12 protein-coding genes are annotated in these 11352 nt (G+C 60.4%); 6 read left to right on the top strand and 6 right to left on the bottom strand.

From position 1 onward, the window contains the following. Positions 1-131: 131 nt before the first annotated feature. Complete coding sequence (locus ACMCNM_RS00105) at positions 132-617, top strand: acyl-CoA thioesterase (protein ID WP_027592095.1); 486 nt, start codon at positions 132-134, stop codon at positions 615-617. On the opposite strand, the gene pdxY is transcribed toward ACMCNM_RS00105, so the two are convergent. Further along, complete coding sequence (gene pdxY, locus ACMCNM_RS00110) at positions 614-1486, bottom strand: pyridoxal kinase PdxY (protein WP_412763751.1); 873 nt, start codon at positions 1484-1486, stop codon at positions 614-616. The two genes, ACMCNM_RS00105 and pdxY, sit on opposite strands and share 4 nt — an antisense overlap. 120 nt (positions 1487-1606) lie before the next feature. On the opposite strand from pdxY, the gene ACMCNM_RS00115 reads away from it, so the two are divergent. Beyond that, entirely contained in the window at positions 1607-1996 is a 390-nt protein-coding gene (locus ACMCNM_RS00115) for a DUF3301 domain-containing protein (RefSeq protein WP_027592093.1), read from the top strand. Here ACMCNM_RS00115 and ACMCNM_RS00120 read toward each other — a convergent pair whose 3' ends face one another. Genes ACMCNM_RS00120 through zigA form a run of 3 tightly spaced genes read right to left on the bottom strand, consistent with a single transcriptional unit; the run spans position 1997 to position 4840 of the window. Continuing rightward, complete coding sequence (locus ACMCNM_RS00120) at positions 1997-2968, bottom strand: CobW family GTP-binding protein (RefSeq protein ID WP_412763752.1); 972 nt, start codon at positions 2966-2968, stop codon at positions 1997-1999. Positions 2969-3008: 40 nt separating this feature from the next. Continuing rightward, positions 3009-3635 carry a DUF1826 domain-containing protein gene (locus ACMCNM_RS00125; protein WP_412763753.1) on the bottom strand — a complete coding sequence of 209 codons (627 nt, stop codon included), beginning with the start codon at positions 3633-3635 and terminating at the stop codon, positions 3009-3011. Continuing rightward, a complete protein-coding gene (zigA, locus tag ACMCNM_RS00130; RefSeq protein WP_412763754.1) occupies positions 3632-4840 on the bottom strand; it encodes a zinc metallochaperone GTPase ZigA in 1209 nt (402 codons plus the stop codon). The genes ACMCNM_RS00125 and zigA overlap by 4 nt, the downstream gene beginning before the upstream one ends. Before the next feature lie 114 nt (positions 4841-4954). Between zigA and ACMCNM_RS00135 the strand changes: the two genes are divergently transcribed. Together ACMCNM_RS00135 and folE2 are read left to right on the top strand one after the other, a co-directional pair. Further along, on the top strand, positions 4955-5335 hold the full coding sequence (locus ACMCNM_RS00135) for a glutamine synthetase (protein WP_412763755.1): 381 nt from the start codon (positions 4955-4957) through the stop codon (positions 5333-5335). A gap of 23 nt (positions 5336-5358) precedes the next feature. Further along, positions 5359-6264: a GTP cyclohydrolase FolE2 gene (gene folE2, locus ACMCNM_RS00140; RefSeq protein WP_412763756.1), complete on the top strand. Its 906-nt coding sequence runs from the start codon at positions 5359-5361 to the stop codon at positions 6262-6264. On the opposite strand, the gene ACMCNM_RS00145 is transcribed toward folE2, so the two are convergent. After that, positions 6248-6775, bottom strand: a complete 528-nt coding sequence (locus ACMCNM_RS00145; RefSeq protein WP_099430837.1) for a DUF3617 domain-containing protein — start codon at positions 6773-6775, stop codon at positions 6248-6250. The genes folE2 and ACMCNM_RS00145 overlap by 17 nt on opposite strands. A 131-nt stretch (positions 6776-6906) precedes the next feature. Here ACMCNM_RS00145 and cls point away from each other — a divergent pair, with 131 nt between their 5' ends. Then, on the top strand, positions 6907-8346 hold the full coding sequence (cls, locus tag ACMCNM_RS00150) for a cardiolipin synthase (protein WP_412763757.1): 1440 nt from the start codon (positions 6907-6909) through the stop codon (positions 8344-8346). A gap of 134 nt (positions 8347-8480) precedes the next feature. Here cls and cfaB read toward each other — a convergent pair whose 3' ends face one another. Next, on the bottom strand, positions 8481-9665 hold the full coding sequence (gene cfaB / locus ACMCNM_RS00155) for a C17 cyclopropane fatty acid synthase CfaB (protein ID WP_027592085.1): 1185 nt from the start codon (positions 9663-9665) through the stop codon (positions 8481-8483). A gap of 208 nt (positions 9666-9873) precedes the next feature. Between cfaB and lpdA the strand changes: the two genes are divergently transcribed. Further along, complete coding sequence (gene lpdA / locus ACMCNM_RS00160; RefSeq protein ID WP_412763758.1) at positions 9874-11274, top strand: dihydrolipoyl dehydrogenase; 1401 nt, start codon at positions 9874-9876, stop codon at positions 11272-11274. Positions 11275-11352 lie beyond the last annotated feature (78 nt).

Here is an 11352-nt window from a genome sequence, read left to right on the forward strand (position 1 = left end):
GATGGCGTGATCAGCGTGACCATGGCGCATCAGCCAACGTCCCGTACCAGGCAGGCAAACTCAAAGAGGGGAAACAGAACGTGTCAGCAGATACCCGCCCCGATTCAGCGCAACCTCACCGTGAGCACACTATGGAACCTGGAAACGCCCAGCTGAGCATGACCGTCCTGATGACCCCGGACATGGCCAACTTCTCCGGCAACGTGCATGGCGGCACCTTGCTCAAATACCTGGACGAAGTCGCCTATGCCTGTGCAAGCCGCTACGCCGGCAGCTACGTGGTGACCCTGTCGGTCGACCAGGTGATCTTCCGTGAACCCGTGCACGTGGGTGAACTGGTGACGTTCCTCGCATCGGTCAACTACACCGGCAACACCTCGATGGAGGTGGGCATCAAGGTGGTGACCGAAAACATCCGGGAACGCTCGGTACGCCATTCCAACAGCTGCTTCTTCACCATGGTGGCGGTCGATGACAACCGCCGCCCGGTAGCGGTGCCGCCGCGCCAACCGCACAGCAGCGAGGAGAAGCGCCGGTTCCTGCAGGGCCAGCAACGCCGGCAAATCCGCCAGGAGCTGGAAAAGCGCTACCAGGACCTCAAGACCGACGCCGTCTAAAGCGCCAGGCGCTGCGCTTCGAAGCGCACGCGCGGGTGGGCGATACGATCCTGGGCCCGCACCAGCTGCAGCTCGTAGCTGGCACAGGCCTGGGTTTCGAGCAGCACTTCATGCACTGCCGAGGCCGTGAACTCGAACGCCTGCAGCCACGTGTCGCCAAGTAGCACACGGGCCAGGAACAGGCCGGACGTCAGGTCGCCCACGCCCACCGGCTGACGCGGAAAAGCCAGCAGCGGGCGGCGCAGGTGCCAGCTGTCTTCGGCGGTCACCAACAGCATCTCGAACTGGTCCTCGGCGCGCCCGGGATACGCCAGGTGCTTGACCAGCACCACTCTCGGCCCGCGCGCGAGCAGGCTGCGCGCCATCTGCACGCAATCTTCCAGCGACTGCGCACGGCGGCCACAAAAACTGTCCAGCTCCAGCTGATTAGGGCAAAGGATGTCGGCCCGGACGGCCGCTTCTTCAAGCAGAAACTCGCTCACTTCCTGCGGCACGATGCAGCCTTTCTCGGGGTGGCCCATGACCGGGTCGCACAGGTACAGCGCTTTGGGGTTCACACCCTTGATGCGCTCGACCCCCGCCAGGATCGCCCGCCCCTGTTCGGCACTGCCCAGGTAGCCAGAAAGCACCGCATCGCAGTGGCCCAGCTCGCCGATGTTGGAAATGCCTTCCACCAACGCAGGAATTTGCGCTGGAGCAAGCACGTCGCCTGCCCACTGGCCATACTGAGTATGATTGGAAAACTGCACGGTATTGAGCGGCCAGACATTGACCCCAATACGCTGCATGGGAAACACCGCGGCGCTGTTGCCGGCGTGGCCGAACACCACATGTGACTGGATGGCGAGCAGGTGCGGGGTACGTTTCATGCGGGAGATTTCCAAAGCTGTTTCAAGGATTGTGCGCAGCGCAGTATGAACTCGATTGCCACCTGTACGACAGGCCAGGGACGCAGTTAAGCTGGTTCGACCTGTTTGGAGCATACGCAAATGTTGACCCTGGAGAATCTCTTCGTCCTGATGCTGGTCGCCACGGCAGGCGCTTGGTTGTGGCACAACCATGGGTTGCGCGAGAAAGCCTTGGAGCGGGTCAAGCAGCATTGCGCCAAGCTCGACCTCGAACTGCTCGACGATGCCGTTGCCCTCAAGCGCATCGCCTTTGTCCGTGACGCCAACGGCAAAAAGCGCCTGGCGCGCATCTATGCCTTCGAGTTCACCGTGACGGGTGAGCAGCGTCACCCCGGCACCGTCACCCAGTTCGGCGCCCACAGCGTGCAGATCGAACTGGCACCCTACCCGTTCGAGATCAAGACGCCACCGCGCACTGACAATGTGATCGAGATGCAGCAGTGGCGCCAAGAGCACAACCGCTGGCGCTGATCAACGCATAAGGCATTCCTTCAAGCCGGCCTCCAGGGCCGGCTGCGGTTGGGCGTGATCAAAAATCAGCTCGATGCGCGTATCCCTGCGCCAGTCGCTCGGCTGCCACTGCGGCAGCACCCCGTCCAGCCCATTGAAAGACTGCCAACCTTGCCCTGTGTGGATAACTCCCTTGGCACGGCGCCACGGCCAGGCGTGCAAAAACGCTAATAGGCGTTGTGGATAAAATTGCTGACTGGGATGCCAGCGCCAGCCAATACTCCAACCTCCCTCCCCTTGCTGCGCACTGCAGATCGGCTCATTGGGCTTATTCAATAGGGTTGCAGGCGTATTTCCCAGATTGTCGACAATCCTGTTATCCACATCTGGCGGCGAAATAGCCCCTGTGGATGAAATCGGAAGCCGCGAAATGGGCAGCATTCCCTGGCTTGTCCAAAGGATATCTTTTTGTGGAAATTTCTTAGTTATCAACAATCTATGATATTCATCCACAGCCTCAGATTTGTTGAAAACCACTGTCTTGCAGGCCTCGAAAGCGTGCAGTTGAGCCTCTGGAAGCGGCTCGTCGCGGAGCATTTTCTGAGCATCCACAACCATGAGAAATGGCTGGATTGTCAGCACTCCAACCCAAGGCGCTTGCTGAAGTTGAGCGAGCAACTGCAACGGATGGCCTAGGCCGGAGGGCTCTATGAACAATCGATCAGGTCGGGCCTTGCGCAACAGCCGGCCCAAACCCACCTGGAACGGCATGCCATTGACGCAGCACAGGCAGCCCCCCGCGACTTCACCGATGGCGATGCCGTCCTCGTCGCGGCTAAGCAAGGCGGCATCGAGCCCCACCAGGCCGAACTCATTGATCAACACGGCCCAACGCTCACCGGCGGGGCGTTGGGCCAGCAAATGACGGATGAGCGTGGTCTTGCCGGCGCCCAGTGGGCCGGCAATCACGTGGGTAGGGATGTTCTGCAACATGGCATGGCTTCAGGCTGGGGGTTCGCCTCACTATGCGCCGTCACGCCAGCCAGTCAAGGCTGAGCAACAAGCGCCCTTGACGCCCGGAGGGTGAGCGATGAACCAACCCAGCGCCCTCGTTGCCCTGCCACTTTTCGCCTTTCAGCACGGCCACTTCGCCTGCCTGCAGGCACTGAATGTTATCCACAGGTGGCACGGCCTGGTGTAGTTCGCGCCGATCCACAGCGCCTTCTTTCAGCCACTCGCTACCGGGGCCTGCATAGCTGGTAAGCAAGCGCACCGGCACGTGGTCCACATGGAAGCGCGGGCACATCGGCCCTTGCAGCACACGCAGGCGCAGGCCCACTCGGCGCGCGCCGAGCAGGCAGGTATAGGCAGCCACTAGCCAGCTGACATCGGCGACGAAGCTCTCATAGCCTTGCAGGTCGGCAGCTTCGCGCAACAGGCCGGTCAACGCCGGCATCTGCTGTTCGTCCACATCGATTACGCGCTGGTCAGCCAAGGGTTGGCCGAGGCTGATGACCAGCTGTGCAAAATCCTCAAGTTGGGCCGGCAAGCGCCGACGCCATACCGCCAGGTTCACGCCGTCCTGCAGAACCTCGGTCAGCACCTGGGGCGAATCACCGAACACCTGAAAGATATCCACAGGGCTACGCGCGAGGTTCATGCTGCCGCCTCTTCATGCCAAGGGCCGAATGGATCGGGCAGACGCAACCAACCCATCGGGCCCAATTCCATTTCTGCATCCGTCAACAGGCAGCGTTCAAGCTCTGTGGATAACTTTTCGAAGTCGATATTTTGCCCGATGAACACCAACTCCTGGCGGCAGTCACCCGCCTCCTCATTCCAGTATTTCAGTATCGCCTCGGCGTTATCCACATCCTGCGGCCACTGTTCACGCGGTACAAATCGCCACCAGCGACCGGCCATGCCATGGCGCATCATGCCCCCTGCCTGAGACCAGCTACCGGCCTCCTGATACTTGCTGGCCAGCCAGAAAAAACCCTTCGAGCGCAGCAGCCTGCCGTTGCTCCAGGGCTTGTGGATAAAGTCGAAAAAGCGTTGTGGATGAAGTGGGCGCCTCGCTTGCCAGGTGCTGGCGGCGATGCCGTACTCTTCGGTTTCCGGCACATGCTCGCCACGCAGTTCCTGCAGCCAGCCCGGGGCTTGTGCGGCCTGGTCGAAGTCGAACAGGCCCGTGTCGAGGATGCGCGCCAGCGGTACCTCCCCCATCACCATGGGCACAATCTGCGCTTTGGCGTTGAGGCTGCGCAAAATGGCCGTGAGCTCTTCACGTTCGTGCTGGCTGATCAAGTCGATCTTGCTCAACAGCAACACGTCGGCGAACTCGACCTGCTCGATCAGCAGGTCGCTGATTGAACGCTCATCGTCATCACCCAGGGTCTCGCCACGGCTGGCCAGGCTGTCCGCTGCCTGGTAGTCGCGCATAAAGTTGAGGCCATCGACCACCGTGACCATGGTGTCCAGCCGGGCCATGTCGGACAGGCTGCGGCCCTGCTCATCGCGAAAGGTGAACGTCTCGGCCACCGGTAGCGGCTCGGATATACCCGTGGACTCGATCAGCAAATAGTCGAAGCGCCCCGCTTCAGCTAACCGCGCCACTTCCTCGAGCAGGTCTTCGCGCAGCGTGCAGCAGATGCATCCGTTGCTCATCTCGACGAGTTTTTCTTCTGCGCGGTTCAGGCTTACGTTGCGTTGCACCTCGCTGGCATCGATGTTGATTTCACTCATGTCATTGACGATCACCGCGACGCGCAGGTTGTCGCGGTTACGCAGTACATGGTTGAGCAAGGTGCTCTTGCCGGCGCCAAGAAAGCCAGACAGCACGGTAACGGGGAGACGGTTGGGCATGGCGAAACCTCTTCAGGCAGACGCATTCGAAACGATGCATTGCATAATGTTATAAAGTAACAATACAATTTCGCCAAGCTGTTCTCGTCGGAAGAGTGATCGCCGGAGATGAAAATGAAGCCTCTACGCGCTGTGCTGATGCTGTTGCTGGCCATGCCCGCAACGCTGCTAGCCATGCCACAGAGCAACCCGTTGGCACTGTGTACCCGCAGCGCGACATTGTTGGCCTGCCAGGATGGCAAGGGCAGTTACTACAGTGTGCGCACTGAAGGCAGCACGTTCTATCTGCGTGGCTATGAGCACGTGAGCCGCCGTTCATGGGCGCAAACCAACAGCCGCTATGGTGGGTTGACCTTCTACACCGGCCTGGCCAGCGACGGTGAGGCTTGGGTGGGCTATAGCCGCCGTATCGGCTGGACTACGTTGAACCGGGTGTCCAGCTCCAGTGGGCAGCGCTTCAACCTGCACTGCAGCTTGATCGGCGGTTGCCGCTGAAACCTTTTCGTTTGGAATGACACATGACCCAACTCACGCTTCCCGACATCGCCGCACAAGCTCAACAGTACGCCTTACCCCTCGACTGGGTAGGTATGTGCGGGATCGCTGTGCCTGTGCAATTCGAAGGTCGCACAGCCGCTGCCACTGTCGACGGGGGCGTGAGCCTGGTGGACGGCAGCTCACGTGGTATCCACATGTCGCGCCTGTACTTGGCATTGGAATCACTGGAGCATCAACCACTCACTCCCTTAGCGATTCGTCAGCTACTGGCAGATTTTCTGAGCAGCCATGAAGGGCTCTCTTCCGCTGCCTATCTGCGCCTAACCTTCGAGCACCTGCTGAAACGGCCAGCTCTGATCAGCCCATTGGCAGGTTGGAAAAGCTATCCGATTACCCTCGATGCCCGCATCGAAAGTGAAGTGTTCCACGTGGAACTATTTGTTTCTGTGCCTTACTCATCGACGTGCCCGTGCTCTGCAGCACTCGCAAGGCAGCTGATTCAGCAGCAGTTTCAGGCGGACTTTGCAGAGGGGCGCTTGGATAAAGACAGTGTGTTGGAGTGGCTGGGCAGCAGCCAGGGCATTGTTGCGACGCCCCATAGCCAACGCAGTAGCGCGAAAATTCACGTGCGCCTGAAACGTAATTTGCTAGCGCTCCCGATTACCGAGTTGATCGACCGTGTCGAGGCCAGCTTGGGAACAGCCGTGCAAACGGCGGTTAAGCGCGCAGACGAACAAGCGTTCGCATTGGCCAACGGGCAGAACCTCATGTTCTGCGAAGACGCCGCACGACGACTGCATCAATCGTTGCGACAAATAGAATGGGCCACGGCCTTCAAGCTGCGCGTGGAACATGCAGAGAGCCTGCATGCCCACGACGCAGTCGCCACCAGCCAATGGCAATGGAACCTCACGTGCGCGGTTTGACCGCGCCACAATCATTGCCCAACCAGACGGCTCGGGTGTTCATGCTGCCTTGCTGCTGCACCCCCGATGCGTTGAACGTACCACTGACCTGGGTGGTGAATTCCTTATCACTGAGGAAGGTAGCCTGCCCAGTGCCCTGAGCCTTGGGGCAGCTGAACTGGAACTTCCAGACATTACCGGTGCGGTCGGTAATCTTCTGCGTGCAACCCGACTTCGGGTCTTGCAGCGGGATATCGTTGGTTGCCACCTGCTCTTGCGTCAGGCACGAGCGCACGCCCTTGCCCCCCACTGTCACACCCTGTTTGGCCAGTACTCCTTCCATCATGGCGCGCTGCTCTGGCGGTAGGTTTTTCAACTGGCCGAGCATGAACTCCATGTCGGGTAACGGCTTGCCATCGACCTGCATGTTGCTGGTGGTCAGCTCCCACAAGCCGGGCTGCAACATCTGTGCATGCACCAATGGGCTGCTCAGGCCAAGGGCCAACGCCAACAGTGGCAGACGAATCTTCATGGACGAACGCTCCTGGAAAAAACCGGCCAACGGGCCGGGCTGAGGCTTAGACGCCAAATCCAGCTGCAGGTTGCAAGCCGCACCTGGAACGTGTTCTGTTACCCACAGTGTACTCGGCAAGCAGGATGCATATGGATTACCACAGCCCCTACTTCTTCGGTTATGTGCTCGGCCTGATTCACCTGTTGGGCATCGTCGCCGCACTGCATGCAGTGTTCACCGTGCGCACCGCTCAAGGTGCGATTGCCTGGGCCATGCCCCTGGTCTTCATTCCCTACCTGACGCTCATCCCCTACCTGATCTTCGGTGCCCGCTCCTTCTATGCCTACATCAAGGCACGGCGCCAGGCCAACCAGGAAATGCACGTGGCCATGGCCAACCTGAACTGGCGCCCCTGGGTAGAAGAGGCCCTCACCGCCCGCGAGTCGGAAAGCTATGCCGCCCTGCGCGCCATGCCCAAACTTGGGCGCATGCCTTGCCTGGCGAACAACCAGGTAAAGCTGTTGATCGACGGCAAGGCGACTTTCGATGCCATCTTCGCCGCCATCCATCAAGCCCGCGACGTGGTGCTGGTACAGTTCTTCATCATCCACGACGACACGTTGGGCAAGGCACTGCAGCAGTTGCTGTTGCGCAAAGCGGCTGAAGGCGTGAAGGTTTTCGTGCTGTATGACCGCGTCGGCAGCCATGCCTTGCCGGCCAGCTACAGCCAGGTACTGCGTGACGGTGGCGTGGAGATTCATGCCTTCGCTACACGCCGTGGTTGGTTCAACCGCTTTCAGATCAACTTCCGCAACCACCGCAAGATCGTGGTGGTGGATGGCCTGACGGGTTTCATCGGCGGGCACAACGTGGGTGACGAGTACCTGGGTGAGCACCCGCAACTGTCGCCCTGGCGCGATACCCATGTGCAGATCGGTGGCCCGGTACTGGCCTGTTTGCAGGAGTCGTTCGCCGAAGACTGGTACTGGGCGACGCGCCAGCTGCCGCCGTTGATCCTGCCCGACACCTACCCGGAGAACGGCGTACTGTGCCAAGCCCTCGCCAGCGGGCCGGCAGACCCGCAGGAAACCTGCTCGCTGTTCTTCCTCGAAGCGATCCATTCGGCGACACGCAGGGTGTGGATCACCAGCCCCTACTTCATCCCGGACGAGGCCGTTTTTGCCGCGTTGCGTCTGGCGGTTCTGCGCGGTGTGGATGTGCGCATCCTCATTCCGTCACGGCCCGACCACCGGATTGTCTACGCGGCCTCCAGCCTGTTTGCCTTCGAAGCCGTACGTGCCGGTGTGCGCATGTTCCGTTACTTGCCGGGCTTTCTGCACCAGAAGGTGGTGCTGGTAGATGACGAGGTCAGCGCGATCGGCAGTGCGAACCTGGATAACCGTTCGTTCCGCCTGAACTTCGAAATCACCTTGCTGACCGTCGATCGCGTGTTCGCCGACCAGGTCGAACAGATGCTGCTGCGTGACTTTGATCAAGCCCGGGAAATCACCCCAGAAGACAGTCTCGATACCCATCGGCTGCAACAGCTTGGGATGCGAATAGCCCGGTTGATCTCGCCGATTCTTTGAGTTGAGTTTCAAGCTTACTCAATCTCTGTAGGAGCAGCCTTGTGCTGCGAAGAGGCCGGTGCAGGCACCCGCAATCGAGGGTGTTTGCCCCGGCCTCTTCGCAGCACAAGGCTGCTCCTACAAAGATTGGACGTTCAGCGGTAAAGATCCTCGCGGGTCCAAGGCAGGTCATGGTGACCATCGGCATAGGGCTTCACAGCCAAAATCTGGTGCAGGTTGATCCAGCCCTTCTCAAAGGCATAGGCACAACCGGCCAGGTACAGCCGCCAGATACGCAAGGTCTTTTCCGGCACCATCGCCGCGGCGCGGTGCAGCTGGTTCTCCAGGTTCTCGCTCCAGTGGTGCAAGGTCTTGGCATAATGCAGGCGAAGGCTTTCTACATCGACCACCTCGAGCCCTGTTTCACAGATGCTCGCACTGATCATCGACAGGTGGGGTAGCTCGCCATGGGGGAACACATAACGGTCGATGAACTCCCCTGCCCCCCGCCCTACCGGCCGGCCATCCACATGCTTGGCGGTGATGCCATGGTTCATCACCAAGCCACCTTCGCGCACGGCACCGAACAGCTTCTGGCAATACAACGGCAGGTTGGCATGCCCCACGTGTTCGAACATGCCGACACTGACCACCTTGTCGAAACGCCCATCCTGGGGAAGGTCACGGTAGTCGAGGATCTGCAGGTCGACCTGCTCGGCCAGCCCTTCCTCCTTCACCCGCTGACGGCCCAGCTTGAGTTGCTCCTTGCTCAAGGTAATGCCGAATACCTTGGCACCGTATTCGCGCGCGGCGAAGCGTGACAGGCCGCCCCAGCCACAGCCGACGTCCAGCAGGTAGTCGCCGGCCTGCAGGCGCAACTTGCGGCACAGGTGATCGAACTTGTCCTGTTGGGCTTGGGCCAGGGTGTTGTCTGGCTCACGGAAGTAGCCACAGGAGTAGGCCATGTCCGGGTCCAGCCACAGCTGGTAGAACGCGTTGGACAGGTCGTAGTGGTAGGAAATGGCTTCGGCATCGGTGTGTTTGTCATGGGCGGTACGCTGTGGAACAGCGTCCTCGTCGTCACTCAGCAGCGCCTCGCTGAGTTCGTCGCATACCCGAATGACCTCGCCGATATCGCCTTCAAGCTCCAGCTTGCCTTCAACGAAAGCCTCACCCAGCTCGTTCAAGCTCGGGTGGGTCAGCTGGCTGATCAATTGAGGCTCCTTGATCAGGATCGTGACTTGCGGGCTGGGCCCAAGATCGAACTGGTTGCCGTCCCACAACTTCAGACGCAAAGGTAAGTGCAGGCTCTGCAACGCAGGTGGAAGTTGCGCAAGCATCAATGACCCTCCCTTCAGGTAACGGGGCGTCACGCCTCATAATTTCGGACGCCTCCGGATCAGGGTAGTTCATTGGTGCCGATTTTGGGCTTTACACGACGATGGTCTAGAACAAACAGACATGAAAGACACGCAGATTGTATACAACTTTAAACGCACAGACTAACCTTGTGCCCCTCTCGCGCTTCTTCATCCTGGAGTTGAACCCATGAAATCCTATGACGTGGTGATCATTGGCGGTGGCCCTGGCGGCTACAACGCGGCAATCCGTGCAGGCCAGCTGGGCCTGACCGTTGCCTGTGTGGAAGGCCGCTCGACCTTGGGCGGCACCTGCCTCAATGTCGGCTGCATGCCGTCCAAGACGCTGCTGCATGCATCCGAGCTGTACGAGGCCGCCAGCGGCGAGGAGTTCGCCCACCTCGGTATCGAAGTGAAGCCCACCTTGAACCTCGCCCAGATGATGAAGCAGAAGGACGAGAGCGTTACCGGCCTGACCAAGGGCATCGAGTACCTGTTCCGCAAGAACAAGGTCGACTGGGTCAAGGGTTGGGGGCGTCTGGATGGCGTTGGCAAAGTCGTGGTCAAGGCCGAGGACGGCAGCGAAAGCACCCTTCACGCCAAGGACATCGTCATTGCCACCGGCTCCGAGCCCACGCCCCTGCCAGGCGTGACCATCGACAATCAGCGCATCATCGATTCGACCGGTGCCCTGTCCCTGCCCCAGGTGCCCAAGCACCTGATCGTCATCGGCGCCGGCGTCATCGGCCTCGAGCTGGGTTCGGTATGGCGCCGCCTGGGCAGCGAAGTGACTGTCATCGAATACCTCGACCGCATCTGCCCGGGCACCGATGAAGAAACCGCCAAGACCTTGCAGAAGGCCTTGGCCAAGCAAGGCATGAGCTTCAAGCTCGGCAGCAAGGTCACCCAGGCCACCTCGTCGGCCGATGGCGTCAGCCTGACGTTGGAGCCCGCCGCCGGTGGCGACGCACAAACCTTGCAGGCCGACTACGTGCTGGTGGCCATCGGTCGCCGCCCCTACACTCAGGGCCTGAACCTGGAAAGCGTAGGCCTGGCGACCGACAAGCGCGGCATGCTCAGCAACGATCATCACCGCAGCTCGGTGCCTGGCATCTGGGTGATCGGCGATGTCACCTCAGGCCCGATGCTGGCGCACAAGGCTGAAGATGAAGCGGTGTCGTGCATCGAGCGCATCGCCGGCAAGGCCCATGAGGTCAACTACAACCTGATCCCCGGTGTCATTTATACCCGCCCCGAGCTGGCCAGCGTCGGCAAGACCGAAGAACAGCTCAAGGCCGAAGGCCGCGCCTACAAGGTGGGCAAGTTCCCCTTCACCGCCAACAGCCGCGCCAAGATCAACCATGAGACCGAAGGGTTCGCCAAGGTGCTCGCCGATGCCAACACCGACGAGGTACTGGGCGTGCACCTGGTGGGCCCGAGTGTCAGTGAGATGATCGGTGAATTCTGCGTGGCCATGGAGTTCTCGGCGTCGGCAGAGGACATCGCCCTCACCTGCCACCCGCACCCGACCCGCTCCGAGGCGTTGCGCCAGGCGGCGATGAATGTGGAAGGGATGGCGATGCAGATCTGACAAAACCTCGGCCACAGGGGCCGGTGCTGGCACGGTTGATACGGAGATCAACCGTCTGGCGCCCTCCCAGGCAGATTT

Origin of the sequence: Pseudomonas sp. NGC7 (assembly GCF_047159675.1) — a bacterium.
Taxonomy (GTDB): Bacteria; Pseudomonadota; Gammaproteobacteria; order Pseudomonadales; family Pseudomonadaceae; genus Aquipseudomonas; species Aquipseudomonas kermanshahensis.